At 62.1% G+C, this 25087-nt stretch carries 26 protein-coding genes and 1 pseudogene; 7 read left to right on the forward strand and 20 right to left on the reverse strand.

Going from position 1 to position 25087, the window contains the following annotated elements; all coding sequences use genetic code 11:
* Positions 1–4: 4 nt before the first annotated feature.
* Complete coding sequence (locus ACEN84_RS10305; protein WP_112713945.1) at positions 5–298, reverse strand: hypothetical protein; 294 nt, start codon at positions 296–298, stop codon at positions 5–7.
* Positions 299–565: 267 nt separating this feature from the next.
* Between ACEN84_RS10305 and ACEN84_RS10310 the strand changes: the two genes are divergently transcribed.
* Complete coding sequence (locus tag ACEN84_RS10310; protein WP_413710796.1) at positions 566–1183, forward strand: hypothetical protein; 618 nt, start codon at positions 566–568, stop codon at positions 1181–1183.
* Here the strand turns inward: ACEN84_RS10310 and ACEN84_RS10315 are convergent.
* Both ACEN84_RS10315 and ACEN84_RS10320 read right to left on the reverse strand, forming a co-directional pair.
* Positions 1173–1616, reverse strand: a complete 444-nt coding sequence (locus tag ACEN84_RS10315) for an N-acetyltransferase family protein (RefSeq protein ID WP_413710797.1) — start codon at positions 1614–1616, stop codon at positions 1173–1175. The two genes, ACEN84_RS10310 and ACEN84_RS10315, sit on opposite strands and share 11 nt — an antisense overlap.
* A gap of 11 nt (positions 1617–1627) precedes the next feature.
* Complete coding sequence (locus ACEN84_RS10320) at positions 1628–2575, reverse strand: aldo/keto reductase (protein ID WP_203429762.1); 948 nt, start codon at positions 2573–2575, stop codon at positions 1628–1630.
* Between the two features lie 181 nt (positions 2576–2756).
* Here ACEN84_RS10320 and ACEN84_RS10325 point away from each other — a divergent pair, with 181 nt between their 5' ends.
* A complete protein-coding gene (locus ACEN84_RS10325; protein WP_130279290.1) occupies positions 2757–3743 on the forward strand; it encodes a Gfo/Idh/MocA family protein in 987 nt (328 codons plus the stop codon).
* Here the strand turns inward: ACEN84_RS10325 and ACEN84_RS10330 are convergent, their stop codons facing one another.
* The gene (locus ACEN84_RS10330) at positions 3744–4121 is read right to left on the reverse strand and encodes a GtrA family protein (RefSeq protein WP_112713935.1); all 378 of its coding nucleotides are present in this window, start codon (positions 4119–4121) and stop codon (positions 3744–3746) included. It abuts the gene before it with no gap.
* Positions 4118–5140 carry a glycosyltransferase gene (locus tag ACEN84_RS10335; protein WP_130279289.1) on the reverse strand — a complete coding sequence of 341 codons (1023 nt, stop codon included), beginning with the start codon at positions 5138–5140 and terminating at the stop codon, positions 4118–4120. The genes ACEN84_RS10330 and ACEN84_RS10335 overlap by 4 nt, the downstream gene beginning before the upstream one ends.
* A gap of 155 nt (positions 5141–5295) precedes the next feature.
* Between ACEN84_RS10335 and ACEN84_RS10340 the strand changes: the two genes are divergently transcribed.
* From ACEN84_RS10340 to ACEN84_RS10350, 3 genes and pseudogenes are all read left to right on the forward strand, one after another.
* Entirely contained in the window at positions 5296–7134 is a 1839-nt protein-coding gene (locus ACEN84_RS10340; protein ID WP_413710798.1) for a hypothetical protein, read from the forward strand.
* Positions 7135–7202: 68 nt separating this feature from the next.
* Positions 7203–8789 (forward strand): exodeoxyribonuclease VII large subunit, encoded by a 1587-nt coding sequence (gene xseA, locus ACEN84_RS10345; protein ID WP_413710799.1) that lies wholly within the window; start codon positions 7203–7205, stop codon positions 8787–8789.
* A gap of 9 nt (positions 8790–8798) precedes the next feature.
* Positions 8799–9334: pseudogene (locus ACEN84_RS10350) on the forward strand (NAD(P)H-dependent oxidoreductase).
* An 11-nt stretch (positions 9335–9345) separates the two neighbouring features.
* Here ACEN84_RS10350 and ACEN84_RS10355 read toward each other — a convergent pair.
* A complete protein-coding gene (locus ACEN84_RS10355; RefSeq protein WP_130279285.1) occupies positions 9346–10596 on the reverse strand; it encodes an aminopeptidase in 1251 nt (416 codons plus the stop codon).
* 99 nt (positions 10597–10695) lie between these two features.
* Entirely contained in the window at positions 10696–11373 is a 678-nt protein-coding gene (locus ACEN84_RS10360) for a glutathione S-transferase family protein (protein ID WP_413710800.1), read from the reverse strand.
* 74 nt (positions 11374–11447) lie between these two features.
* Here ACEN84_RS10360 and ACEN84_RS10365 point away from each other — a divergent pair, with 74 nt between their 5' ends.
* Complete coding sequence (locus ACEN84_RS10365) at positions 11448–11888, forward strand: MarR family transcriptional regulator (protein ID WP_162708646.1); 441 nt, start codon at positions 11448–11450, stop codon at positions 11886–11888.
* Here the strand turns inward: ACEN84_RS10365 and ybaK are convergent.
* From ybaK to ACEN84_RS10385, 4 genes are all read right to left on the reverse strand, one after another.
* Positions 11885–12358, reverse strand: coding sequence for a Cys-tRNA(Pro) deacylase (gene ybaK, locus ACEN84_RS10370; RefSeq protein ID WP_413710801.1), 474 nt, complete (start codon positions 12356–12358; stop codon positions 11885–11887). The two genes, ACEN84_RS10365 and ybaK, sit on opposite strands and share 4 nt — an antisense overlap.
* A 2-nt stretch (positions 12359–12360) precedes the next feature.
* A complete protein-coding gene (locus ACEN84_RS10375; RefSeq protein ID WP_130279281.1) occupies positions 12361–12711 on the reverse strand; it encodes an ArsC family reductase in 351 nt (116 codons plus the stop codon).
* Between the two features lie 2 nt (positions 12712–12713).
* Positions 12714–13775 (reverse strand): succinylglutamate desuccinylase/aspartoacylase family protein, encoded by a 1062-nt coding sequence (locus ACEN84_RS10380; protein WP_413710802.1) that lies wholly within the window; start codon positions 13773–13775, stop codon positions 12714–12716.
* A gap of 74 nt (positions 13776–13849) precedes the next feature.
* Positions 13850–14419 (reverse strand): 2'-5' RNA ligase family protein, encoded by a 570-nt coding sequence (locus ACEN84_RS10385; protein ID WP_162708645.1) that lies wholly within the window; start codon positions 14417–14419, stop codon positions 13850–13852.
* Positions 14420–14655: 236 nt separating this feature from the next.
* Here ACEN84_RS10385 and ACEN84_RS10390 point away from each other — a divergent pair, with 236 nt between their 5' ends.
* Positions 14656–15219, forward strand: coding sequence for a methylated-DNA--[protein]-cysteine S-methyltransferase (locus tag ACEN84_RS10390; RefSeq protein WP_413710803.1), 564 nt, complete (start codon positions 14656–14658; stop codon positions 15217–15219).
* Between the two features lie 16 nt (positions 15220–15235).
* Here ACEN84_RS10390 and guaA read toward each other — a convergent pair whose 3' ends face one another.
* From guaA to ACEN84_RS10435, 9 genes are all read right to left on the reverse strand, one after another.
* On the reverse strand, positions 15236–16798 hold the full coding sequence (gene guaA, locus ACEN84_RS10395; RefSeq protein ID WP_130279277.1) for a glutamine-hydrolyzing GMP synthase: 1563 nt from the start codon (positions 16796–16798) through the stop codon (positions 15236–15238).
* A 94-nt stretch (positions 16799–16892) separates the two neighbouring features.
* Positions 16893–17531: a 5'-methylthioadenosine/S-adenosylhomocysteine nucleosidase gene (locus ACEN84_RS10400; protein WP_413710804.1), complete on the reverse strand. Its 639-nt coding sequence runs from the start codon at positions 17529–17531 to the stop codon at positions 16893–16895.
* Positions 17528–17977 (reverse strand): PaaI family thioesterase, encoded by a 450-nt coding sequence (locus ACEN84_RS10405; RefSeq protein ID WP_112713905.1) that lies wholly within the window; start codon positions 17975–17977, stop codon positions 17528–17530. The genes ACEN84_RS10400 and ACEN84_RS10405 overlap by 4 nt, the downstream gene beginning before the upstream one ends.
* Positions 17978–18045: 68 nt before the next feature.
* Positions 18046–18498 carry a TspO/MBR family protein gene (locus tag ACEN84_RS10410; protein WP_413710805.1) on the reverse strand — a complete coding sequence of 151 codons (453 nt, stop codon included), beginning with the start codon at positions 18496–18498 and terminating at the stop codon, positions 18046–18048.
* Between the two features lie 40 nt (positions 18499–18538).
* Positions 18539–19630 carry a DUF1513 domain-containing protein gene (locus ACEN84_RS10415; RefSeq protein ID WP_413710806.1) on the reverse strand — a complete coding sequence of 364 codons (1092 nt, stop codon included), beginning with the start codon at positions 19628–19630 and terminating at the stop codon, positions 18539–18541.
* 5 nt (positions 19631–19635) lie between these two features.
* A complete protein-coding gene (locus tag ACEN84_RS10420; protein WP_130279273.1) occupies positions 19636–20730 on the reverse strand; it encodes an imelysin family protein in 1095 nt (364 codons plus the stop codon).
* Positions 20730–22268, reverse strand: a complete 1539-nt coding sequence (locus ACEN84_RS10425) for a di-heme oxidoredictase family protein (protein WP_413710807.1) — start codon at positions 22266–22268, stop codon at positions 20730–20732. Before ACEN84_RS10425 ends, ACEN84_RS10420 begins: the two co-directional genes overlap by 1 nt.
* A gap of 46 nt (positions 22269–22314) precedes the next feature.
* Positions 22315–23592 carry an imelysin family protein gene (locus ACEN84_RS10430; protein ID WP_112713894.1) on the reverse strand — a complete coding sequence of 426 codons (1278 nt, stop codon included), beginning with the start codon at positions 23590–23592 and terminating at the stop codon, positions 22315–22317.
* Positions 23593–23758: 166 nt separating this feature from the next.
* Positions 23759–25048: an RsmB/NOP family class I SAM-dependent RNA methyltransferase gene (locus tag ACEN84_RS10435; RefSeq protein ID WP_413710808.1), complete on the reverse strand. Its 1290-nt coding sequence runs from the start codon at positions 25046–25048 to the stop codon at positions 23759–23761.
* Positions 25049–25087 lie beyond the last annotated feature (39 nt).

Raw genomic sequence — 25087 nt, forward strand, 5'->3', positions numbered from 1 at the left:
GTTTTTAATGCCTCTCTGGAAACAGCGAGTGCATCGCCGTGTTCAACAATTCATCGACATACTCCCGCGCCGTCGACGTGGCATCCTCGGAGAGGTCCATCTCCGCGCATTTGTTCTCGACCGCCTCGCGGATCAGATAAAGCACGCCCCGGCCGATATCGGCCTTCTCGGGCTCGGATGTATCGAGCACCATCGCCAGAGACGTCATCGCCACGACCTCGAGCACCAGCATACGTCCTTCGATCTCGGCCAGGCTTGCCGCAGTATTGTTCTTCCCGTCCCGTCTTGCCAAAGGCATGGGCAACTCCCCTTCTCACCAGGAAGTTTAACTAGAGCTAATGTAAGTAATGAGAAGGCGGGTTGTGCGAAAATGAAACCGAAACTTACATTGTAAGTTGCGAGTGATCTACTTTGGGCGGTTCGGCCCGAAGTTATGCCCATGCCATCCCTGTCTTCGCCGGGCTTCGTGACTTCCGAAGTGCGGGCTCTGCCGATCGTTCCAAGAAATCGGGTGGCTTCCTCCGGCGAATCCGCCGATGCTCTCCGATATCAAGGGAGGAAACCGATGAAAAAACCGGGATCGATGAAAGCGCTGGAAGACATGGGCCGCGCCCGGCTCTCCAAGAATTTCTTCTTTCGCGATTTCCTGCATTCCGAGATCGCCGACTTCTACCGCATACCCAATATCCCTGACGATCCTGAATTGGCGATCGAAGCAGGCAAGAGGCTCTGCGAGGAGCTGCTGGAGCCGCTGCAGGCGACCTTCGGCCGGCTGCATATTCGCTCCGGTTACCGCTCCGCCGCGGTCAACGAGTTCGGCAACAGGAACAAGCTCAACTGCTCCACGAATGCCGCAACGGCCGCCGATCATATCTGGGATCTCAGGGATTTCGACGGCTGCATGGGCGCAACCGCCTGTGTCGCCGTTCCCTGGCTTGTCGACCGCTACAGCGATGAAAGCGATTGGCAGCGGCTCGCCTGGTGGATCCACGACCATTTGCCTTATGCGGCGCTCTGCTTCTTCCCGAAACTATGGGCCTTCAACATCCAGTGGCATGAGCGCCCGCGCCGTACCATACAGAGCTATGTCCGCCCGCGCGGCATCCTGACCAAGCGGGGCATGGCGAACTGGGATGGCGATCACTCGGAATTCTACCCGGATTTCCCGCCGCTCAGAAATTGATGCGATAGCGGATGTGCCCGTCATTCTCGACATAGCTGTCGTAGAGCGACCGTGCCCGGGCATTGCTCTCGCTCGTATGCCAGTAGAGCCGCGACCAGCCATTGGCCTTGCAGAGCGCAACGAGATCGTCGAGCAGCGCCCGGCCAACGCCTTTGCCGCGGATGGTGCCATCGACGAAGAGATCTTCGAGATAGCAATCCTTGCCGTGGATCCACGTTCCCTCATGGGTTAGCGACAGCGTGAAGCCCACGACATTGCCGTCGATCTCTGCGACGCGCATGAAGATCGCCGACGCCGGATCGAAAACCCGGCGCCAGGTGGAATCGCTGATGCTCTCGTCGACCGTGACGTCGTAGAAATCGAGATAATCCTTCCAGAGTGCCCGCCAGCGGTTCTCGTCTTCGGGTCTTGCGTCCCGGATGGTCACGGTCATCGGTGCTCTCCTCAGGCTCCGGCCTTGTCGAGCAGCGCCATCGCTTCGCCTGACAGCGTGAGCTTGGCAGCCTTCGCAAGGCTTTCCAGTTGCGACAGGCTGGTAGCACTGGCGATCGGCGCCGTCACGCCCTTCTTGTTGAGAAGCCAGGCAAGCGCGATCTCGGCCGGCTTGGCGCCGGTCTCGGCTGAAACCTTGTCCAGCGCATCGAGAATGTTCATGCCCTTGGCATCGAGATATTGCGACACTCGGCCTTCGCGCGCCCGGCCCTCGGTATCGGCCTTGCTGCGATATTTGCCGGTCAGGAAGCCTGCCGCCAGGCTGAAATAGGTGATGACACCGATATCTTCCTTGACGCAAAGATCGGCAAGCGGCCCTTCGAAGCTGGCGCGTTCATAGAGGTTATATTCCGGCTGCAGTACATCGTAACGCGGCAGTCCGGCTTTCTCTGCGGCATCGAAGGATGCCTGCAGCAGCGCGGCATCATAGTTGGAGCAACCGAAGGAGCGGATCTTGCCCTGCTGCTTCAGCTTGGCATAGGCGGTGAGGCTTTCCTCGTGCGGTGTATCGGCATCCGGCCAATGCGAGAGATAGACGTCGATGTAATCGGTCTGCAGGCGGCGCAGGGAGTCTTCCACCGCCTTCAGGATGTATTGTTCCTTCAGCGTCTTGCCCTGGCCCATGTCCGAGCCGACCTTGGTGATGATGACGGCCTTGTCGCGCGAAACCTTGCCCTTCTTCAGCCAGCGGCCGATGATCTCTTCGGAATCGCCACCCTTGTTGCCGGGAACCCAGGCCGAATAGACATCCGCCGTATCGATGGTGTTGAGACCCGCATCGAAGAAGGCATCCAGAATGTCGAAGGACGTCTTCTCGTCTGCAGTCCAGCCGAAGACGTTGCCGCCGAAGACGATCGGGGAGACGGAAAGACCTGTTTTTCCAAGCCGGCGCATATTCATGGCGCTCTCCTAAAGTGCTGATTTATTTGAAAGTGCGGACGCGGCAGAACGCCGCCGTGAAATAAACTAGTGCAGCTTCCGGCTGAAGGAAACCAAACTTTCGTGATCTTTGGCCGCGCCATTGCCTGCCCGGCCCGGGGTGAATAATGTGCCCGCAATCAACATTCGGGAGGCTTCATCCATGCTGCGTTTTGGCATCATTTCCACCGCAAAGATCGGCCGCGACGCGGTCGTGCCAGCCATTCAGGACGCGGAGAACTGCGTCGTTGCTGCGGTCGCCAGCCGCGATCTGGCGCGTGCCCGCGATATGGCGGACCGCTTTTCGGCACCGCATGCCTTCGGCTCCTACGAGGAGATGCTGGCATCCGACAAGATCGATGCCGTCTACATTCCGCTGCCGACCTCGCAGCATATCGAATGGGCGATCAAGGCTGCCGATGCCGGCAAGCACGTGCTCTGCGAAAAGCCGATTGCTCTCAAGGCGGGAGAAATCGACGGCCTGATCGCTGCGCGCGATCGCAACAAGGTGATCATTTCGGAAGCCTTCATGGTCACCTACGCTCCCGTCTGGCGGAAGGTGCGCTCGCTGATCGCCGAAGGCGCGATCGGCAAGCTGCGTCATGTGCAGGGCGTCTTCACTTACTTCAACCGCGACCCCGGCAACATGCGCAACATTCCCGAGCTCGGCGGTGGCGGTCTGCCTGACATTGGCGTTTACCCCACAATCAGCACCCGCTTCTCCACCGGCAAGGAGCCGCTGCGCATCCAGGCCGTCACCGAACGGGATCCGGAATTCGGCACCGACATCTATTCGAGCGTCAAGGCCGACTTCGGTGACTTCGAACTGAGCTTCTACATCTCGACGCAGATGGCCAATCGTCAGCTGATGGTTTTCCACGGCACCGAAGGCTTCATCGAGGTGAAGTCGCCCTTCAACGCCGACCGCTGGGGCCCAGAGGAGATCGAACTCAGCAATCGCGGCCACAACCAGTCCACCATCTTCCGTTTCCAGGACAGCCGACAGTACCGCAAGCAGGCCGAAGCCTTCGCCCGCGCCGCCAAGGGCGAACAGGAAGAGATCGTCACGCTGGAAAATTCCAGGCTGAACCAGAAGGTGATCGACGCGATCTATCGCGCCAGCGAGAAGGACGGCTGGGAGCCGGTCTGATCACTCGCTGCGGAAGACGAAGCGGGAATAGCCGAAAAAGCTGAAGAACATCGACGCGGCGGTGGCAAGCACCAGCGCCGCGAGCGGCTGCAGCGCCGGAATGGTCAGCAGCAGCGCGGCGTAGAGGCCGTAATTGACGAGCGCGGAGGTGATACCGACCGAGCCGTAACGAAAGCCCTCGACCGCAAGCGAATGCGGCGAGCGGTCGAAGGTGAAGGTCCGATTGAAAATCCAGGTCGCCACCATCGCGACGGCGATGGCGATCAGCCGCGCGATGAAGGGGCCAAGCGGCGTGAAATGCAGGAGCAGCGTCAGCAGCCCGGCATCGACGACAAAGCCGATGCCACCGGCAATACCGAAGCGTAGCAGCTTCTTCACGCCACACCTGCCTTGCGCTGCGCAGGTCTGCGCGGTGCTGTGATGACATCGGGGGCGGCCTTGGCGGCCGTTTCCACCTGGCGGGCCACCTTGCCTGCGGCCATGTAATGGATACGCAACTGTTCCGCACGCGAGCGGGCAACGGAATCGAGGATCGTCCCTGCCGTAAACAGCATGAACGAGATCATCATCAGCGCCATCGAAAGCACCCATGTCGGCATGCGGCTGACGAGGCCGGTCGCGAAATATTCGGCAAGCACCGGCGTCATGAAGCCCATGCTCGCCAGCATGAAGAACGCGCTGATAATGCCGAAGAAGGCGAACGGCCGGGTTTCCTTCATCAGCATCGCAAACATCCAGAGGATCTTGCCGCCATCCTTGAAGGTCGAAAGCTTGGAATGCGAGCCTTCCGGGCGGCGGCCGTAATCGAGCTCGAGCTCGCTGACCGGCAGCTTCAGGCGAGAGGCGTGGACGGACATCTCAGTCTCGATCTCGAAGCCGCCGGAGACCGCCGGGAAGCTCTTGACGAACCGGCGCGAGAAGGCGCGGTAGCCGGAGAAGATATCCGTGAAATCGGGGCCGAAGATCGTGCGGTAGAGCACGTTGAAAATGCGGTTGCCGAAGGCATGGCCCTGTCGCCCGGCGTCTGCCTTGACGTTGCGGCGCGTGCCAACGACCATATCGGCGCGTTCGGTCAGCAGCGTGCGGATCAGGTCCTCGCCGTCTTCGGGCGCATAGGTGCCGTCGCCATCGGCCATCAGATAGATATCGGCATCGATATCGGCAAACATCCGGCGCACCACATGGCCTTTGCCCTGGCGCCGCTCGCGCACCACGCTGGCGCCTGCCAGCATCGCATGCAGCGCCGTACCATCGGTGGAATTGTTGTCATAGACATAGATCTGCGCTTCGGGCAGCGCTGCCTTGAACCCGCGCACAACGGCCCCGATCGTCGCTGCCTCGTTATAGCAGGGGAGGAGGACGGCAATGGTCGGAGTATCGTTCTGCGATCTGTTCATGATCTTCTCACCGGGTTTGACCGGGGCGCAGTATAAGTCAGCCAGTGTTAATAAGACGCTATGACGCAGGCAGGTCTATGCACTGGGATGGGACGTTTTACTCTTTCTTGATCAGCTTCGAATAAACTCGCGCGAACTGGCAACGGATTCCCGCAATGACGAACGCCGCAGAGATGACTGCCAATTCACCTTCGGAAAGCAAGCTCGCGAAACTTCAGACGCTGTTTTCGCGTCTGTGGCCATCGGTGCTTGCCTATAGTGCGGTGCTGATGGTTGCGGTTCTCGTGCTGAAATTGCCGAACATGAAGGACTATGTTGGTCCTGACAACGACGACGGTATGCGCCTTGTCGAGGTTCGTGATCTGCTGAATGGCCAAAACTGGTTCGATCTCATGCAATATCGCTTGGGGGTCGATGGCACGCTGATGCACTGGTCGCGGTTGATCGATTTGCCGATCGCCTCGCTGATAAAGTTCTTCGGCATGTTCTTTGTCGCTGAGCGCGCCGAAGCGATTGCCCTGGCGATCTGGCCGGTTTCGCTGATTTTTCCGCTGATGCTGGCGATGGGTATTGCTGGCCGGCGGATTGGCGGCGCAATGGCAATGCATATTTCACTTTGCCTGACATCCCTAACCGTCATGACCAGCGGCCGCTTTCTGCCCGGCGCGATCGACCATCACAACGCGCAGCAGGCCCTCGTCATGATGATGGCAGCCATGCTGCTCGATCCCAAATATCAAGCCCGGAGCTCTATTGTTGCCGGCTTCTGTGCTGCCGTGGCCATGGCAATCGGCGCCGAGACCACGCCGGCTGTAGCCTCCATCTGCATCATCGTCGCGATCGCCTGGGCGTGGCACGGTGAGATTTATGCAGCCGCGGCAAAAGCCTTCGGTCTTTCGTTTGCGTTGTTCATCAGCCTGTTTTTCTTCGGCACTGTGCCGCCACGGCTTTATTCTGCGGTGACCTGCGACAACCTTTCGCTCGGCTTCTATAGCCTTTCCGCGATCGGTGGTGGTTTGCTTTTCGTATCCGCCGTTTTCACTCGCCGATTGTCGCGGCCTGGCCGCTTTGTCGCTCTTGCCGGTATCGGCATCTGCGTGGCGATTTCGGCGGTTCTGATAGCGCCGCAATGCCTGCATAACCCGCTGAATGATCTTGACCCGATGCTCATCGAGCTTTGGCTGAGCGGGATTTCCGAAGCACAATCAGTCATCGGCATCAGTCATACGGAACCCTATGCGCTTGGCGCCTTCTATGCGACGGGCGCTTTCGCGATGGCTGCCTGCCTCTTCCGTATTGTCCAGCGGGATCGCGTCGAGATCCATTTGATCCTGCTCTTCCTGATTACGGTCAGCTGGATTATCGCGCTCATACAGGTTCGCGGCGCTCCCTTCTCCAGCCTGCTTGCCATCCTCCCGCTCGCGTTGCTCATCATCGATGTGCGTCGAGTGTCCAACGCTGATCGCGAGAATGTCGCTGCGGCCCTTTGTTTCATCCTTGTTGTTCTCGCAAGCGTTCCTGCTGTCTGGGCTATTACTGCAGATCTGATTGCACTGCGGCGAGACGAACAGGCGTTGACCAACGAAAAGGCGGCGCAGGAAGAAAAACAGGCTGCCTGCAAGTCGCGCGAGGCGATTGCACCGCTCAAAGAATTGCCGGTGGGCATGGTCGTCGCCCCCTCTGAAATGGGCGTGCCTATCCTGCGCTTCAGCGCCCAGCATGTCATTACCGCGCCTTATCATCGCAATCCACGTGGCATGCTGACTGAACTGCATATCGGCCTTGCCGAACCCAAGGAAGCCGAGGCATTTTTGCGGGGTGCCGGTGCCATGGCCCTGGCTTTCTGTCAGGGCGATATCTCGTCGCAACAGCTCCAGCGCCTGAAACCAGACGGCCTCTACGCCCAGCTCGCTAAGGGCAACATCCCAAATTACCTGCAGCCTTATGCGACGGCGAGTGGGGTCGAGTACTTCCTCTTCAAGCCGGTGGATTGAAGCCAAGCAGCGCGTCGAGGCGCGATCTTCGGGCTGATCTTTTTCGGCACTTCGGATAGAACGAAGGCATGAGCAATGTCTTCGACAGCGATTCGCCCACCAATCTCGCCGAATATTCGGTCTCGGAACTGTCAGGCTCGATCAAGCGCACGGTCGAGACCGCCTTCGATCAGGTGCGGGTGCGTGGCGAGATTTCCGGTTATCGCGGGCCACATTCCTCGGGGCATGCTTATTTCTCGCTGAAGGATGACCGGGCGCGCATCGATGCGGTCATCTGGAAGGGCGTGTTCTCGCGCCTGCGTTTTCGCCCGGAAGAGGGCATGGAAGTCATCGCCACCGGCAAGGTCACCACCTTCCCGGGCTCGTCGAAATATCAGATCGTCATCGAAACGCTGGAGCCTGCCGGCGCGGGCGCGCTGATGGCGCTGATCGAGGAGCGCAAGCGCAAGCTCGGCGCCGAAGGCCTGTTCGATCAGGCCCGCAAGCGGCGTCTGCCCTATATACCGAAGGTGATCGGCGTCGTGACCTCGCCGACCGGCGCCGTCATCCGCGATATCCTGCACCGCATTTCCGACCGCTTCCCCGTCCACGTTCTCGTCTGGCCGGTGAAGGTACAGGGCGATGGCTCGGGCGAAGAGGTGGCAAACGCTATCCGCGGCTTCAATGCCTTCGAACCCGGCGGCGAAATTCCGAGGCCGGATGTGCTGATCGTTGCGCGCGGTGGCGGCAGCCTTGAGGATCTCTGGAGCTTCAACGACGAAATCGTCGTGCGCGCCGCCGCTGAAAGCACCATCCCGCTGATATCGGCCGTCGGCCACGAAACCGACTGGACGCTGATCGACTACGCTGCCGACGTGCGCGCGCCGACGCCGACGGGTGCTGCAGAAATGGCCGTGCCCGTTCGGGCCGAGCTTGAGGCGCAGCTCGCTGGTCTCTCGGCCCGTCTTCAGGGCTGCGTCAGCCGCCAGATGGATCATCGCCGCCAGTCGGTGCGTGCGCTCATGCGTGCCCTGCCGTCGCTGGATCAACTGCTTGCCCTGCCGCGCCGCCGGTTCGATGAAGCGGCATCGGGTCTCGGCCGCGGTCTCGAGCTCAACACCATCAACAAGCGCCGCAGCTTCGAGCGGGCCGCATCGCATCTGCGTCCGGATGTGCTCTCCAATCGCATCACCGAGCGGCGGCAGATGCTCGCCGAGCGGATGACCCGTGCCGAACGGATTGTCGAGCGCCGCCTCGATGCTCTGAAAGGCCGCGTCGAGCGCTTCGGCGTCACGCTCTCTTCGGTCCCCGCGCGCCTGACCACCCAGACGGCCCGCATGCGCGATCACCTGGCAAATCTCTCCCGCCACGGCGATACAGCCGTGCGTCACCAGCTGACACGGGCGAAGGGAGAGCTTGCAGCTCAGGACCGCGTGCTGCAGTCGCTGTCCTACAAGAACGTCCTGAAGCGTGGCTATGCCGTGATCCGGGACGATGAGAACCGGCCGGTCTCGCAGGCCGCGATGCTGTCGGCCGGTGCCGGGATTTCGATCGAGTTCTCGGATGGCCGTATCGGCGCCGTCACGACCGACGGACGCCCGCCACAGCCTGCGAAGAAACGCTCGGCTAAGCCGGACGAGCCGGCAACGCCGCCGAAACAGGGCAGCCTGTTCTAGGGAGCCTCGATGCGCATCCTGCTCGTTCTTGCCCATCCGCTCAGAGACAGCTTCGCCGCATCGGTCGCAGCGGAAGCGCAGGCGACGCTCGCCGGTGGCGGACATACGGTCGATCTTCTCGATCTCTATGAGGAGGATTTCGATCCGCGGCTCAGCCGTAGTGAGCGCGGCGGATATTTCGACGATCCCTATGATACATCAGCCGTCGCGGGCCTGGTCGAAAGGCTGAAAGCGGCAGATGGCCTGATCCTCGTCTTTCCGCAATGGTGGTTCAATTTTCCGGCGGTCCTCAAGGGCTTCTTCGATCGCGTCTTCGTGCCCGGCGTCGCGTTCACGCATGATCCTGCCGGCGGGCGGATCGTTCCGCAACTGACCAATATCATATGGGCAATCCGGTGCGCCGGCTGCTGAAGCGCGGCATCGCCAATTTCTGCTCGAAACGGCTCGATTTCCGGATGCTCAGCCTGCACGATATGGACCGTGCAACAGCAGAGAAGCGGCGCGCCCACCTGGAGCGCGTCCGCAAGGCATTATCGGAGGTATGACGCCGGGCCGCTCAGGCCCACTCGCCCTTGCGCATGACAGGCACGCGCGACCCATCCGGGTTGATGCCGTCGATATCGACCTTGTCGGAGCCGATCATCCAGTCGATATGGATCAGGCTGGAATTGCCACCCTGCGCCTTGATCTGATCCTGGGTCAGGTTGGCGCCATCGAGGAAGCACTTTGAATAGCACTGGCCGAGCGCGATGTGGCACGAGGCATTTTCGTCGAACAGCGTGTTGTAGAACAGGATGCCGCTCGCCGAAATCGGCGATGAATGCGGCACCAGTGCCACTTCGCCGAGGCGGCGTGCGCCTTCGTCGGTATCAAGCACCTTGTTCAGCACTTCGGCACCGCGCGTTGCCTTCGCCTCGACGATGCGGCCGCCCTCGAAATGCACCTGGATGTTGTCGATCAGCGTGCCCTGGTGAGACAGCGGCTTGGTGCTCGACACATGGCCCTCGACGCGCAGCGCATGCGGCGTGGTGAATACTTCCTCGGTCGGGATGTTCGGGTTGCAGGTGATGCCGTTCTTCGCCGTTGATGCGCCGCCATGCCACTCGTGGCCGTCAGCGAGGCCGACGGTCAGGTCTGTGCCCGGTCCCTGGAAATGCAGCGCTGAGAAGCGCTGGCCATTCAGCCAGGCCGAACGCTTGCGCAGGTTGGCATTATGCTCGGCCCAGGCGGCGATCGGATCGTCCAGATCGACGCGCGATGCGGCGAAGATTGCCTTGGCAAGCTTCGCGACCGCAATCGCTTCCGGATCGTTCGGGAAGACCAGCTTGGCCCAGGAAGGGTTCGGGTAGGAAACGATGTTCCAGTTGATGTCGAAATTCGAAATCTTCTCGAGCGCCGGCTTGTAGGCTGTTGAATTGGCTCGGTTGGCGCGGCTGACCTTGCCTGGATCCTGCTCCGACAGCAGCATGGGATTGTCGCCGGCGATCGCCAGGCGCGCGGCATTGTTGGCATAGGCTTTCGCCATGCCGTCGTAGAGCCAGCCGGATGCCCGGTCGAAGCTCTCGTCGCTGCCATACTGATAGCGCGCCAGCGTCGATTCCTCATCGGAATAGAAGGAGTTCACCAGGCCCGCGCCCGCCTGATAGGCATGCTTGGTGATCAGGCGGACGAGCGGTATGGCAACCACCGGCGCGGTGATCACCAGGTCCTGGCCCTTCTGCAGCTGCAGACCCACCTTCACCGCCACCTCCGCAAGCTTGTCCAGCTTCACCGGATCGACGGAATGGCCCTGTGGCATGAAGTTCATGGTCGCTACCTCCTGATAGAATTGCAGGCAGCAGACTTAGACCCGTTTGCGGCGAAATTGAAGCTCGACGCTTCGGATTCGCCGCGCCGGAACAAATGCTCAGGCCGCATTCCGCCGGAGCAGCACGGATTGATGCTTTTCGAGAAAGGCCATCAGCCGTCTGGCATAATCCGGGGAGGCCGCCGCACGCACGCTCGGCCGCTGCGCAAGTTCGCGCCGCCACGCGTGAACCTTCGGCAACCCGTCGAAGATATGGCTTTCCGCCAGCGTGTCGAAGACGTCGAAATAGCGGAAGATCGGCGCAAAGACGGCGTCGACGAGGCTGAAGTCTTCTCCCGCGAAGAATGGTCCGGCCGAAAGCTCTGCCTCGATCGTCTGGAACTTTCCGGCAATGATCTTGCGCTTGTCCTCAAGCTGCGCCGCATCGCTTGTGGTCTCATAGGTCCAGAGATCGGCGAGTATGGAGGAGCCGAACTCTATCCAGCCACGATGCCGGGCGCGCGACAGCGCATCTGCGGGATGCAGCTTTGGACCCGGTTGCGTCTCGTCCAGATATTCGCAGATCGCCGCGCTCTCGAAGAGCACCGCTTTTTCTCCGTCCTCTTCTATGACCAGCAGCGGAACCTTGCCGAGCGGCGAGATCTTCAGGAACCAGTCCGGCTTGTTGGCGAGGTCGATCAGTATCCGCTCGAAGGGCACGCCTTTCTCGCCGAGCGCGATCGCCGCGCGTTGCACATAGGGGCAGAGATGATGGGAGATCAGGGTAAGCTTCTGCATGGGGTTCTCCACAATAGATGCAGATGCATATAAATAGGATTGCGGCACCGGTCAAGATGGATGTAATTACATTCATGTCCGGAGAAACGATCCCACCAGATGCCGTCACCCAAGCCTGGATCGGCATCATGCGCGCCCAGCAGAAACTGCTGCAGGCAATCGAGGCCGACCTGAAGAAGGCGGGGATGCCGCCGCTTGGGTGGTATGATGTTCTGTGGGAGCTCGTTCGTGCGCAGGATGGCCGCTTGCGTCCCTTCGAAATCGAAGAGCGGACGCTGTTGGCGCAATATAATCTCTCCCGTCTGATCGATCGTCTCGAGCGCGAGGGCTTGGTGATCCGCGAGACATTTGCGGACGATGGCCGCGGCAGATGGGTTGCCGTGACGGACAGCGGTCGCGCCCTTCGGGAGCGGATGTGGACCATCTATGGGAAGGCGATCGACAGGCATGTCGGCTCGAAGCTCGACGATGCCTCTGCGGGCGCGATCTCGGGGCTTCTGAAGAGGTTTGCCTAAGCGATCAGCGAGGCTGCTTTGGCGTTCAGCGCCTTCAGGGCATCCGCGGGCGCAAGCCTCACCTGCAGTCCGCGCTGTCCGCCATTCATGTAAACCAGCGGCTCGGCAAGCGCCGCTTCCTCGAAGGCGGTGGGAACAAGCTTCTTCTGCCCGAAGGGGCTGATGCCGCCGACATGATAGCCGGTCAATCTCTCGGCATCGGCGGGCTTCATCATGTTGGCGGATTTACCGCCGAAGGCCGCCGCCAGCTTCTTCATGCTGACTTCGCGATCGGACGGCACGACGACGCAGACCGGCTTGCCGTCCACTTCGGCCATCAACGTCTTCAGCACGCGGTGCGGCTCTTCGCCGAGCGCCTCTGCGGCCTGGAGGCCGACGCGCTCGGCATTCGGGTCGTAGTCATAGGTATGCACGGTGAATTGCACGCCGGACTTTGCCAGAACCTGAGTGGCGCGCGTCGTCTTCGACATGATTACTGTCCGAATTCCGCGGCATAGGCTTCAGGCTTGAAGCCGATCAGCAGCTTGCCGCCATGCTCCAGCACGGGCCGCTTGATCATCGACGGCTGCGCCAGCATCAGGGCAATGGCCTTCTCGCGCGTGAGGTTTTCGCGCTCAGCATCCGGCAGCTTGCGGAAGGTCGTTCCGGCGCGATTGAGCACCGTTTCCCAACCGGCCTTGTCGATCCAGGCTTCCAGATGCGCCCGGTCGATGCCGGAGGCCTTGTAGTCGTGGAAATCGTAGGCTGCATCATGCTCGTCGAGCCAGGTGCGGGCCTTCTTCATCGTGTCGCAGTTCTTGATGCCGTAAATCGTCGTTGCCATGATCAGTCTTCCAGCGTTCCGGCCTTGCGCAGCGCCGTGCTCGGGGCGTCGCAGGCAATCTTCATCAGGTCGCCGCGGCGGCGCACCAGGCGATCGGAGATGCGTGTGACGATCAGGCCCGCCTGCGGTGCGCGGATTTCGACTTCGCCGTCAGCCATGCCGGGCTTCGTCACGATGGTCGCCAGCAGGTCGCCGGCAGCAACTGTCTCGCCGATATTGCGGTGGAAGAGTACGGTGCCGGCCACCGGCGTGCGGATCATCTCGATATTGTCGAGCGGTGCAGCTGGACCGGCAAAGGCGGCGAGCGGCTCTGTTTCGCCCGTCACCGCGCCACGCGCGGCGAGGAAGGCATAGAGCCCATCGGCATCGGCGCTTGCCATGCCGGGATAGACATCGCGGCGGCCGCGCAGCTCCAGCGTGGTGGAAAGCTTGCCGGGCAGACGGCTGCGCTTCTCACCGGGAACTTCGTATTTCCAGGCAAAGCCGACAGCCTCCTCGAAGGCCGAGCTTTCGCCATCCGACAGCAGCACAGCATCCATGGACAGCGCGCTCGCGAGATCGCTCGCTTCAGGCCAGAAGGCCTCGTCGATATAGGCATATTGCAGCGACTCGTCATCGCAATGCAGGTCGAGCACCAGATCGGCGCCGAGCGCCATGTGGATCAGTTCGCGCTTCAGGCGGTCGGCGGCCCGGTAGCGGTCGAGGTTCTCGATCAGGCCGGCGCGGTCGCGCAGCGAAATCAGCGGGAAATCGCGATTGAAATTGGTACGCGTGCCCAGGTCGAAACGGCCCTGCATCTCGCCGAAATGCGACTGCGCGGCGCCGATCGGATTGGCCTGCGGCACGACGGTGATGTCGCTTGCGATCCGTCCCTCGCTCTCGGCCTTGCGCAGCTTGCCGCAGAGAAAGTGCAGCACGGCCGTTCCTGGCAGTTCGTTGGAATGGAGCGCTGCCTGCAGATAGATCTTCGGTGCCTGCGGATCGTTGCCCTTGAAATGCAGCACCGGCAGGCGCCACTCGATACCCGGCGTGTCGCCGGGAATGATGATTTCGCGAATATCCACTGTTCAGCACTCCCAAATTCTCTGTGCAGGAGCTTTAAGCAACTCCACCGGCGCGGCGCAAGCGCCAATGGAGGCTAGCCCAGCAGCGGCCATTCCTCGATGTCCACATGCCGGCCCTCGCCGGTGAGGCTGTTGATCAGCACGAAGGACTTGGCCGTCCAGGCGATCGGCTCGGCCAGGATCGTTTCCGGCACGCTGCGATAGTCGTAAAGCAGCGTCATATGCGGCTCGAGTTTCGGCTGAACCCGAACGCTGACACCGCGGTTCATCAGCGCCAGCGCCAGCTGCGCATGAAGTGCCAGGATCTCCTGCCGTCCTTCATCAACCCGCAGCACGAGCGCCGGTTTGCCCTGACGGAAGCTGACCGCACGGCGAAAGGTCAGCTTGAAAGGCCGCATCCGAACGGCCGCTGCCGCCGCCAGCCCGTCAAAAAGCATGCTCGGCGGAATCTCGTCCCATTCGCCGAGATGGCAGAGCGAGACATGGAGAAGCCGCTTCGGCCGCGCTCTCTCCCGCAGGCCGAAACGGCGCCGCAGCTCGCCTGCCAGCCGCCTTGCCTGTTCGGCGGCGCGCTCGTCTGGGCGCAGCGCGAAATAGACATTGCAGGGCTTATGCGCCGGTCCACCGCCACGGCTTGGCGGCATTCCATCCGCCTGCGGCCCGAATGCGAATTCGCTCTGGTTTTGTGCTCCCATCGTCAATCGGCCTTCGCCGCCTCCTCGTGAAGGTCAAAAGGCTAGCAAGCTGGACCGTGGTTGACAAGAACAAAAAGAGAACGAATAATCGCTCCAATGCTGCCCCTGTGCATCAGGCAAGAAACGGGTTGAAGCACCGCCGTGCGCATACGATCTTGAGAACAGTCAATCATGGAGGTTGCGTCATGAGCGAGGCAACGCATCACTACTGCATATTCAAGACCGCTGGCGGCTATTGCGGCATCGCCTGGAATGCGGCCGGAATCACCCGCTTCCAGCTGCCGACAAAGACTGAAAGCTCGACCGAGCAGCTCTTGCTAAGACGCCTATCGTCAGGCGTGAGCGCCGATCCGCCGGCCGCGGTCGCAGCGACGATCGAGTCCGTCAAACGCTACTTCGCCGGAGAGACCGTGGACTTCTCGGATGTGGTGGTGGATCTGTCCAATCAGGACGAGTTCTTCCGGGAAATCTATGCCGCCGCCCGCCGCGTCGGCTGGGGCCGGACGACGACCTATGGCACGCTCGCCAGGGAGCTCGGCCGCGGCCCGGAAGCGGCCCGCGACGTCGGCCAGGCCATGGCCAAGAACCCGGTCGCCCTGATCATCCCCTGCCACCGCGTCCTCGCCGCCGGCGGCAAGATCGGCGGCTTTTCGGCCCCTGGCGGGTCGAATTCGAAGTTAAGGATGCTGGAGCTCGAAGGCGTCAACCTGGGCCCGCCCGAGCCGGCCCAGCAGTCGCTTGGCTTCTAGGCCGTGGGAGTGAGGATCACTCCCACTCGATCGTGCCGGGCGGCTTGCTCGTCACGTCGTAGACCACGCGGTTGATGCCGCGGACTTCGTTGATGATGCGGGTCGCGGCGCGGCCGAGGAATTCCATGTCGTAGTGGTAGAAATCCGCCGTCATGCCGTCGACCGAGGTGACGGCGCGCAGCGCGCAGACGAATTCGTAGGTGCGGCCGTCGCCCATGACGCCGACGGTCTGGACCGGCAGTAGCACGGCGAATGCCTGCCAGATCGCGTCGTAGAGGCCGGCCTTGCGGATTTCGTCGAGATAAATGGCATCGGCTTCGCGCAGAATCTCCAGCTTTTCGCGGGTGATGCCGCCCGGGCAACGGATCGCGAGACCCGGACCCGGGAAGGGGTGGCGGCCGATGAAGCTATCGGGCAGGCCGAGCTCCTTGCCGAGTACGCGTACTTCGTCCTTGAAGAGTTCGCGCAGCGGCTCGACGAGCTGCATGTTCATGCGCTCCGGCAGACCGCCGACATTGTGGTGCGACTTGATCGTCACCGACGGGCCGCCGGTGAAGGAAACGCTTTCGATGACATCAGGGTAAAGCGTGCCCTGGCCGAGGAAGTCGGCGCCGCCGAGCTTCTTGGCCTCTTCCTCGAAGGTCTCGATGAACAGGCGGCCGATGATCTTGCGCTTGGTCTCCGGGTCGGAAACGCCTTCGAGTTCGCCGATGAACTTGTCGGAGGCATCGACATGGATCAGGTGCAGATTGTAGTGTTCGCGGAACATGGCGACGACATTGGCCGCCTCGTCCTTGCGCATCAGGCCGTGATCGACGAGCACGCAGGTGAGCTTGTCGCCGATGGCCTCGTGGATCAGCAGGGCCGCAACCGAGCTGTCGACGCCGCCCGAGAGCGCGCAGAGGACGCGCTTGTCGCCGACCTGCTTGCGGATCTCGTCGACCGCCTTCTGGCGGTAGGCCGACATCGACCAGTCGCCCTTGATGCCGGCGATGTTGTGAATGAAGTTGCCGATCAGCTTGGCGCCATCGGGCGTGTGCACCACTTCCGGGTGGAACTGCACGCCGTAATATTTGCGCTTCTCGTCGGCGATGAAGGCGTAAGGGGCGTTCGGCGATGTCGCCACGACCTTGAAGCCCTCAGGCAGAGCCGTGACGCGGTCGCCGTGGCTCATCCAGACCTGATGGCGCGAACCCTTCGACCAGAGGCCTTCGAACAGCTTGCTGTCTTCATCGACCTCAAGGAAGGCACGGCCGAATTCGCGGTGATGGCCGCTCTCGACCTTGCCGCCGAGCTGCATGCACATCGTCTGTTGACCGTAGCAGATACCGAACACCGGCAGGCCGCTGTCGAAGATGATCTGCGGCGCGCGGGGCGATCCCTCATCGACCGTCGAGGCCGGGCTGCCGGACAGGATCACGGCTTTCGGCTGGAGGCGCTTGAAGCCCTCTTCGGCAGATTGGAAGGGAACGATCTCGCAGTAGACCCCCGCTTCGCGCACGCGGCGCGCGATCAGCTGGGTTACCTGGCTGCCGAAATCGACGATGAGAACGCTGTCGGGATGTGCTGTCTGGGTCATGGCGAGCCTTTAATGAAAAGCACCCGTTCTTGCAATGCGGGAAATCGGGGCGTGGCGGATTTTATTGTCCCGATTGTCCCTGCCTGCAAGGCTTTCAGAACCAGAATACGCCGTCTTCCAGCGCCGTAAACAGGCTGTCCACGGCATAGGAAAGCTTGCGGTCGACGACATGAAGATACTCGGTCCAGCCGGAAATATGCTGCAGCTCCTCGACGCCGTCGGAAATGCCGCGCAGCCCGATCAGCGGCAGCTGATATCCCTGACAGGCGCGCAGGATCGCGAAGGTCTCCATGTCGACCATGTCGGCGGCTATCTCGACATAGGCAGCACCGGAGATCACGTTGCCGCCGGTCGAAAGCGTCGCCTCGGGAATGCCGGGAATGCGCAGCGGCAGGTCGAGCGTCGCCGGCAGATCGAGGAACGGCGTCTTGCCCTTCTCGAAACCGAGCGGCGAGGCATCCATATCGCGGTAGGAGACGGACGAGACCTGATAGACTTCGGTCTGCTCGAGCTTAGCCGAACCGGCCGAGCCGAGGGAGACGACGAGCTGCGGCAGATCGTCGGTCGCGTCGAGCCTAGCCAGCGTCTTCGTCATCGCAATCGCGGCCTCGACCGGGCCGATACCGGTCATCAGTGGTTCGAAGCGGGACTTGAGGAACGGGCCGTATTCAGCCTCCGCTGCCATCACGAACAGGATCGATTTTCCGGCAACGGATTTCAGCTCGAACTTCATCCGGTAATTCCCTCTCTTCCTCGCACGACCATCATCGTGCCCGTCATCGATGCAATCAGTTTCGCGGGGCCGTCGCCGATCGCGTAGCCGCGGCCGTCCGCGACAATGATGTTGCTGCCGGGCTTGGTGATCTCTCCCCGGAACAGGAAACGATCGCCCCGGCCGGGAGACATCAGGTTGACCTTGAATTCGATTGTGAGGATCGAGGCATCCGCGTCGATCATCGTGTAGGCGGCAAAACCGCAGGCGCTGTCGAGCGCGGCGGAGATGATGCCCGCATGCAGGATGCCATGCTGCTGCGTCAGCTTCACGTCGAACGGCAGCTCGATCTCGACGACGCCGTGCTCGACGCGCGTCAATTCCGCCCCGATCGTCTCCATCGCCGCCTGGCGCGAGAAGCTCTGCCTGATCCGTTCGCGGAAGTCTCCGCTATTGCCGACGCTCATACCTTGTCCCCTTCGAGCGGCGAAAGTGGCATGGCGCGCCGGATTCGACAAGGATGGCGGAAGGCAATTCAGTTCAGGTAGGCGATCGAGGCGTTGAGAACTGTCGCAAAGCCGACCCAGACGGCATAGGGCAGGAAAAGCGCGGCCGAGAGACAGTCCGCCTGCCATCGGTTAGCGATGAAGGCGATGACCAATGCCAGCAGCAGGATGATGATAAAGAGGGCTGCAAGCGGCATTTCGGCGCCGAAGAAGAAGGGTGACCAGAGAAAGTTGAAAACCATCTGCACCGCCCAGATCAGCATCGCCGCCGAAAGATGGCCACGCATCCAGGTTCGTGCGCCGGCAATGCCAATCAGGATGTAGAGGATCGACCAGACCGGTCCGAAAACCCAGTTCGGCGGATTGAAGGCCGGCTTGGCCAGCGACTGGTACCATTCGCCGGGAAGATTGTTGGTGCCGATCAACAGCCCGCCTCCGAGCGAGACGGCAATGAAGACGAGATAGGTGAGGGCTTTGCTCATGCCGCGGAGCTAGGGCGGCATATTCGGGGGTCCAGCGCCCTTAGGCGCGCTGGCGCGCAATTCGCACGATGTGTTGATCCCATGCCACATCGCTGCGGGCCGAGAGGAATTCGCCGTCATAGGAGGAGACGGCAAAACCATGTGCGGCCGGTGCGACCCCGGCGGCCTCGGGCAGGGCATCCTCGGAGACCATCCGGCCGGTGCGGGCATCGATCGTCACCGACAGCCCCTTCGGCGAGGTGATGCCGATCAGCCGGTCGGCGCGATTGACGGCGATGGCGCCGACATAGTTGCCGAGGCGGCGCGTCGTCTCCTCCGGCAGGTCGATGAGGGTCAGATCCTCGCCCTTGGAAAAATGCCCGACGAGCGGCGGCAGGTCGCGCCGCGATCCCTCATACTGGCAGGCAAACCAGACGCGGCCATCTGCATCGAGATCGACATGGCGGGTGGAGACCTGCGCCCATTGCTGCGGCAGCGTCCGCTTCTCGATCAGCGCGCCGGTCGCCGCGTCGATCAGCGCAAGGGATGGCTGCATGGCGTCGAGATTGAGCTTGGTGCGGCCGAAATCCGGATGGGTCTCGATGCCGCCATTGGCAACGATCAGCATCCGTCCGTCATCGGAAACGGTCATGTCATGGGGGCCGACGCCGAAAGTCTCGTATTCGCCGATCCGGGCGAAGCGATTGGTGGCGTCATAGAGGCCGATCATGCCGCGATTGCTGTCGAAATCGTTCTCGCTGGCATAGAGGATGCGGCCATCGGGCGAGAAACTCCCATGCCCGTAGAAATGCCGCCCCTCAATCGAGGTGATGACGATGGGTTCGCCCTTGTTCCAGGGATCGAAGATCATCGCATAGGTGCCCGGGCGGCGGGCGAAGGCCACGGTCTTGCCGGTCGCCTTGCTGAAGGCCATGCCATGGGCGCGGGCAGGGAGCTCGACCTGATCGATGATCTCGCCACGCTCGGTGACGGTGGCAACGGCAAAGGAGCCATCCGCCGCACGGATGCCGGAGGCATAGACGGCGTCGGCGCGCTCGAGCGCGAAAAGGCTGCGCGGCTGCAGGGCGGCCAGGAAGGTCACGCCCGCGGCCTTGACGAAGCCGCGCCGGTCGATCGCCGCGCTGCGCCACATCGGGCTCAGTCCCCGTCGGAGAAAGAAAAGCCGGCCGAGAGACCGATCGCGCCGCCGTAATCGTCGCTGATCTTGGTGATCAGGTCGCGGCTGGTCGCCAGAAACGCATCGAGCTTGGCCCTTTCGGCATCGCTGGTCGCGACATCGATATCGGGATTGAGCTTCGGCACGGTATCGAGCAGCGTCTTGAAGTTGGCCTCGATCGCATCGGCTATCGGCTTCTTGTCGGCGGGCAGCAGTTCGGCCATACCGGCCTTCTGCCAGAGCGTGCGCAGCCCTTCGATATTGGCTGCCATCGACTTCCAGGTGTTCTTCGAACGCCAGTAGATCGCCATGCGCGGGCGCGGAGCCGCATCCTTGCCTTTGTAGAACTGCTCGAGCCGCTGGTCGCGAACCGTCTCGGCGCCGTGAACGAGGATGCCAAGGAGAGCCGTCACGGCTTCCTTGTTGTCCATGAAGTCTTCGCTGTCAGGACCGGGATGCTTCCAGCTCGCCTGGACGCCATCTGGCTTTTCCCAGGCGGCGACGACTTCGCCGGCCTCGCGCTGGATGTTTCCGGCAACAGCCGCGCCATACTGGCAGCGGAAGCCGTTCTTTTGCTTGGTCAGGTCGTCGGAACCATTGCCGTAGAGCACATATTCCAGCGCCGTCAGGCCCTGCAGCGCGACGCTCTTGCCGGCGATCGCGTCGACCGTGGCGTCCTGCGGATCGGCCTTGGCGATCAGCGCCTGAACCTGCTTCAGGCCGACGCCCTTGCGATCTGGGAAGAACAGGATGTGTTCGAAGAGGTTGTCGTGAATGACCGGCCCGGTCTGGACGATCTCGATATTCGACCAGTAGCGGATCGTGTCGTCGAAGGTCGATTTCGCCTTGTCGAGCGTCTGCTGCGTGCCGTCGGCGCAGAGGTCCTTCATCGCCGTCGTCAGGCGGGCGGCGGACTGCTGCATGTTGCGGTAGCCAGGCCGGATCACCTCGTCGACGGCGCGCGCCATAACCTGCGGCACCGCGTCTTCGTTGAGGCCCGAGGGCGCCGGCGCCGTCTGGGCGGCAGCCTGACCGGCAAGGGCAAGCGAGAGAACGAGAGGTTGCCAAAGGCGCATTACAGGGACTCCAGGAATCTGATCAGGGCCTCTCTATCGTCTTTCGGCAGAGAGGAGAATGCATCGCGGGCTTTTTCTGCTTCGCCGCCGTGCCAGAGGATTGCTTCGGTGAGATTCCTGGCGCGGCCGTCATGGAGGAAAAAGCTGTGTCCGCTGACAGTCCGGGTCAGTCCTATACCCCATAGCGGCGGCGTGCGCCATTCACGTCCACTTGCAAGGCCGACCTGCTGCCCGTCGGCAAGCCCGTCGCCCATGTCATGCAGCAGGAAATCGGAATAGGGCCAGATCAGCTGAAAAGACTGCGCTTTTTCAGCCGTATCGCGCCGTGTCACGAATTTCGGAACGTGGCAGGAGACGCAGCCGGACTGGTAGAAAAGCTGCTTGCCGCGCAGCGTATCGGCAAAGCTCGCCTTGCGCCGGGCAGGAACCGCCAGATTGGCGGAGTAGAAGGTCACGAGATCGAGAACCGGGCCCGGCGCCTCCTCATTCCCGAGACGCTTCTGCACGCCGGTCGGCATCTTGCGGCATTTGGTCTCGGCATCGGTGCAGTCGCCGTGGGCGTCCGGCCGGTCGGGGGTGGAGATGCCGATATCGTTCGAGAAGGCATCGGCGCTTTGATCGCGCACGGTGGCGTTCTGCGCTTTCCAGCCGAAGCGGCCGAGCGCAATCTGCCCGGTCAGGTGATCGCGCACGATTGCAGCCTTGCCCGATATGCCGTCGCCATCGCGATCGTCGGGATCTGCATGCGCCAGGATATCGGCAGCCGGGATCGCCTCGATGAGTCCTAGGCCGATCATCGCAGGTGCGACGCGCGGAGAGATCGTCGTCGCCGGGTCGAGCGGGCCATAGGCGAGATCGGTCACGGAATAGCTGGGCGCGCGTAGCGACACGACTTCGCCGCCGGCAAGCGTCACCGGTTTTTCGGTATAGCCGATCTTCATCCGTCCCTCGGCTGCAAGCCCGGGCACCGCGAGGTCCTGCAGCTGGTGACCGTAGACGGGGTCGGGGAAATTCACGGTCTCGGCGTCGGCGATCGCCTTTTCCTCGTCCGGCGTCTTCGGCATACGGGCCAGCCGCAGGAACATCGATGTGGTACTGACGCCGCCTTCCGGCGGCTTGCCGCGGCCGTCATTGACGTGGCAGCTCATGCAGGAGCGCGCGTTGAACAGCGGCCCGAGGCCGTCGGAAGCTTGTGTGGAGGAGGGCGCGGACACCCAGAGCTTCTTGAACAGCGCGTTGCCGAGCTTGAAATTCTGCTCTTCCTCAAAGGGAATATTGGCGGAGATATGCGAGAAACTGTCTTCGGTGACAGGGTCGATCGAGGTCGCGGCACCCGCCTGCATCGCCTCGTAGGGCTCGGCTTTGGAGAAGTCCGTCGTCGGCCGCGTCACATCGGCGACCCGCTTCAGGTCGGCGTCGGAAAGATCGGTGCGCTTCAGCGGCAGATCGAAATTGGCGGCAAGCGCGACGGGAAGACCGGCAAGCGTGGCGAGAAGCGCGACGCTGAAATAGAGACGGCGAGCCCGTTGATCTGGCATTTCGGAGTTCGGGCCGCCCTTCTGCAGGACGGCCCGCCTTTATTGCTTATTTGAAGACAGCGTTAGGATTATCCAGGCTGTCCGAACCTTCAAGCTCAACCTTGCCGAGGTCGAGTGCGGCAATAACGCGCTGGATCGACTTGGTCTGATCGACGAGGCCGTCGATGGCGGCCTGGACGACAGCGTTGCCTTCCTTGTTGCCTTCGCCGATCATCTGGTCGTACTTCTCGACCGTCTCGCCGCGCTTGGCCATCGCGTGCATGGCGTCGAGGGTCGTCTTCAGCTTGCCTGCAACTTCCTTGTCGAGCTTCTTGTCCTTGGCGGCGACGAGGTCGTGCAGCGACGGGCCGGTCATCTTGGTGCCGTCGACGCGGGTGTATTCACCCGTGTAGGCAGCGGCAATGCCGATCGCATCGTTGAGGTGCGAGTTGTAGGTGTTGTCGGAGAAGCAATCATGCTCTTCTTCCGGATCGTGCAGCAGCAGGCCGAGCTTCATGCGCTCGCCGGCGAGCTCGCCGTAGGAGAGCGAACCCATGCCGGTCAGGATGGCGGTGAGGCCAGCCTTGGCATTTTCCTCGACATGCTTGGTCGCAGCGCCGCCGGGAGCCCAGTTGTCGGTCATTTCCTGCAGGTCGGAAACGAGCAGCGTGGAGGCCGACTTCAGATATTCGGCGCGGCGGTCGCAATTGCCGTGCGTGCAATTCTTGAGATCGTAGTCGGTTGCCGGGCGATTGCCTGCGCCCGGGCCGGTGCCGTTCAGGTCCTGGCCCCAGAGCAGGAACTCGATGGCGTGGTAGCCGGTCGCGACGTTGGCTTCGACGCCGCCTGCTTCAGCCAGCGTGCCGGAGAGGAATTCGGGCGTCAGCTTGGAAGCGTCGACATCCTTGCCATCGATCTTGATCGTCTTGTTGGCGATGACGTTGGCGACGTAGAGCGAGTTCTCGTCGCTCTCGGTGCCGTAGGAGGCGTCGACATAGTCGATCAGGCCTTCGTCCAGCGGCCATGCGTTGACCTTGCCTTCCCAGTCGTCGACGATCGGGTTGCCGAAGCGGTAGACTTCCGTCTGCTGGTAGGGAACGCGGGCCTTGATCCAGGCGTCGCGGGCGGCCTTCAGCGTCTCGTCCGTCGGTGCCTTCAGGAAGGCGTCGATGGCGGCGTCGAGCGCCTTTGCGGTGGTCAGCGAGTCTTCGTATTTCGCATGCCCGACGTCGGCATAATGCTTGACGACGTCAGCGGCCTTCGGGGCGGCTGCGAAAGCCGGTGCGGCGGATAGGGGGGCTACCGCCAGCGCCAATGCTACGCAGACATTCTTGTTGAGCTTCATGGTCCTCTCCTGTGACGGATTTCCGTCTGAAATGCGGGAGTCTCATCGCCCAAAAGCAAACTTGTGTCAAACACTCTAGTTTGGAATGGTTTTAAGGACCGGAAACGCCAAAACGCTGACGTTTCCAAAAAGCGGATCGACCCCAGCGATCGGCGGCGAAAATGCCTCAAGCCTTGCGCTGCATCCGGCAGAAAAAGAAGCCGTCGGTGTCGGTCGATGCCGGTGTCAGCGTGATCGTCGCCTGGTCGGACGAGCGTGGCTGCGGCGCGCCGGCGCCGAATAGGCTGTTCCAGGCTGGAAGGGCGCTGACGATCGCAAATTCCGGATGATCGGCCGTGAACTTGCGGACCTGTTCCTCGTTCTCTTGCGGCAGGACCGAGCAGGTCACGTAGATCAGTTCGCCGCCGGGGCGCACGAAGGCGCTCGCCTGCGTCAGCGCGTCCTGCTGCTGGCTGGTGCGCTCGTCGAGGTTCTTGGCCGTCAGCCGCCACTTGGTATCCGGGCGGCGGCGCCATGTGCCGGTGCCGGTGCAGGGCGCATCGACCAGCACCTTGTCACAGCGGTCGGTTAGCGCAGCAAGCGCCTTGGCATCGTCGTGAACCTGGACGTTGCGCGTGCCCGCACGCTTGAGGCGCTCGATGATCGGCGCCAGCCGCTTGCGGTCGGCGTCATAGGCGTGAACCTGGCCCTTGTTGTGCATCGCGGCCGCCATGGCGAGCGTCTTGCCGCCACCACCAGCACAATAGTCGAGAACCTGCTCACCGTCCTTCGGCAGCACCAGATCGGCAACGATCTGCGATCCTTCGTCCTGAACTTCGAACCAGCCTTTCTGGAACGAAAGCTCGGCCGTGACGTTTGGAAGTCGTGAGGCGCCTTCGCCGGCCGGTATGCGCATGCCGTATCGCGCGATCTTCGCTTCATGCGCTCCCGAGCGCTCCAGCGCCTTCACGGCCTTTTCGCGGCTGGCCTTGAGGATATTGGCGCGCAGGTCGAGCGTCGGCCGCGTGGCAAGCGCCTGCGCCTCGGCAAGCCAGCTGCCGCCAAAGGCGATCTCGAAGGAGGGCTGTACCCATTCCGGGATATCGCCCTGAATGTAGGGAAGTGCGTCTGCAAGATCGCGCTCGGCAAAGGCTGCGGCGGCGTTGGCCGGCAGCTCGGGCGGCGCAAATTTGTCGCCGGAAAGTTCGGCGGCCAGGCTTTCCAGGGTGAAGCCCCACTGGCGCAGCATGACGGCATAGGCGAGCGCCAGCGGGCTGTCGTCATCCATCAGGAAAGCATGCGATAGGCGCATGCGCAGGGCGTCGTAGACGATATTGCCGATCGCGGCGCGGTCGCCGGATCCGGCAAAGCGGTGGGCAAGGCCCCAGTCCTTGAGCGCGTCGGCGACAGGTCTCTTTCGCTGCTCGATGTCAGCAAGAACCGAAATCGCCCCTTCGAGGCGGCCGCCCAAACGCATTCACAAGTCTCCTGTTGCCAACGGCTTGTGAACGATCCG

Origin of the sequence: Rhizobium sp. Rhizsp82 (genome assembly GCF_047325115.1) — a bacterium.
Lineage (GTDB): Bacteria > Pseudomonadota > Alphaproteobacteria > Rhizobiales > Rhizobiaceae > Rhizobium.

What these genes read in the sequence shown, in the direction of transcription:
- ACEN84_RS10305 (WP_112713945.1), bottom strand. Translation starts at nt 298, where the DNA reads ATGCCTTTGGCAAGACGGGACGGGAAGAACAATACTGCGGCAAGCCTG.
- ACEN84_RS10310 (WP_413710796.1), top strand. Translation starts at nt 566, where the DNA reads ATGAAAAAACCGGGATCGATGAAAGCGCTGGAAGACATGGGCCGCGCC.
- ACEN84_RS10315 (WP_413710797.1), bottom strand. Translation starts at nt 1,616, where the DNA reads ATGACCGTGACCATCCGGGACGCAAGACCCGAAGACGAGAACCGCTGG.
- ACEN84_RS10320 (WP_203429762.1), bottom strand. Translation starts at nt 2,575, where the DNA reads ATGAATATGCGCCGGCTTGGAAAAACAGGTCTTTCCGTCTCCCCGATC.
- ACEN84_RS10325 (WP_130279290.1), top strand. Translation starts at nt 2,757, where the DNA reads ATGCTGCGTTTTGGCATCATTTCCACCGCAAAGATCGGCCGCGACGCG.
- ACEN84_RS10335 (WP_130279289.1), bottom strand. Translation starts at nt 5,140, where the DNA reads ATGAACAGATCGCAGAACGATACTCCGACCATTGCCGTCCTCCTCCCC.
- ACEN84_RS10340 (WP_413710798.1), top strand. Translation starts at nt 5,296, where the DNA reads ATGACGAACGCCGCAGAGATGACTGCCAATTCACCTTCGGAAAGCAAG.
- xseA (WP_413710799.1), top strand. Translation starts at nt 7,203, where the DNA reads ATGAGCAATGTCTTCGACAGCGATTCGCCCACCAATCTCGCCGAATAT.
- ACEN84_RS10355 (WP_130279285.1), bottom strand. Translation starts at nt 10,596, where the DNA reads ATGAACTTCATGCCACAGGGCCATTCCGTCGATCCGGTGAAGCTGGAC.
- ACEN84_RS10360 (WP_413710800.1), bottom strand. Translation starts at nt 11,373, where the DNA reads ATGCAGAAGCTTACCCTGATCTCCCATCATCTCTGCCCCTATGTGCAA.
- ACEN84_RS10365 (WP_162708646.1), top strand. Translation starts at nt 11,448, where the DNA reads ATGTCCGGAGAAACGATCCCACCAGATGCCGTCACCCAAGCCTGGATC.
- ybaK (WP_413710801.1), bottom strand. Translation starts at nt 12,358, where the DNA reads ATGTCGAAGACGACGCGCGCCACTCAGGTTCTGGCAAAGTCCGGCGTG.
- ACEN84_RS10375 (WP_130279281.1), bottom strand. Translation starts at nt 12,711, where the DNA reads ATGGCAACGACGATTTACGGCATCAAGAACTGCGACACGATGAAGAAG.
- ACEN84_RS10385 (WP_162708645.1), bottom strand. Translation starts at nt 14,419, where the DNA reads ATGCCGCCAAGCCGTGGCGGTGGACCGGCGCATAAGCCCTGCAATGTC.
- ACEN84_RS10390 (WP_413710803.1), top strand. Translation starts at nt 14,656, where the DNA reads ATGAGCGAGGCAACGCATCACTACTGCATATTCAAGACCGCTGGCGGC.
- guaA (WP_130279277.1), bottom strand. Translation starts at nt 16,798, where the DNA reads ATGACCCAGACAGCACATCCCGACAGCGTTCTCATCGTCGATTTCGGC.
- ACEN84_RS10400 (WP_413710804.1), bottom strand. Translation starts at nt 17,531, where the DNA reads ATGAAGTTCGAGCTGAAATCCGTTGCCGGAAAATCGATCCTGTTCGTG.
- ACEN84_RS10405 (WP_112713905.1), bottom strand. Translation starts at nt 17,977, where the DNA reads ATGAGCGTCGGCAATAGCGGAGACTTCCGCGAACGGATCAGGCAGAGC.
- ACEN84_RS10410 (WP_413710805.1), bottom strand. Translation starts at nt 18,498, where the DNA reads ATGAGCAAAGCCCTCACCTATCTCGTCTTCATTGCCGTCTCGCTCGGA.
- ACEN84_RS10415 (WP_413710806.1), bottom strand. Translation starts at nt 19,630, where the DNA reads ATGTGGCGCAGCGCGGCGATCGACCGGCGCGGCTTCGTCAAGGCCGCG.
- ACEN84_RS10420 (WP_130279273.1), bottom strand. Translation starts at nt 20,730, where the DNA reads ATGCGCCTTTGGCAACCTCTCGTTCTCTCGCTTGCCCTTGCCGGTCAG.
- ACEN84_RS10425 (WP_413710807.1), bottom strand. Translation starts at nt 22,268, where the DNA reads ATGCCAGATCAACGGGCTCGCCGTCTCTATTTCAGCGTCGCGCTTCTC.
- ACEN84_RS10430 (WP_112713894.1), bottom strand. Translation starts at nt 23,592, where the DNA reads ATGAAGCTCAACAAGAATGTCTGCGTAGCATTGGCGCTGGCGGTAGCC.
- ACEN84_RS10435 (WP_413710808.1), bottom strand. Translation starts at nt 25,048, where the DNA reads ATGCGTTTGGGCGGCCGCCTCGAAGGGGCGATTTCGGTTCTTGCTGAC.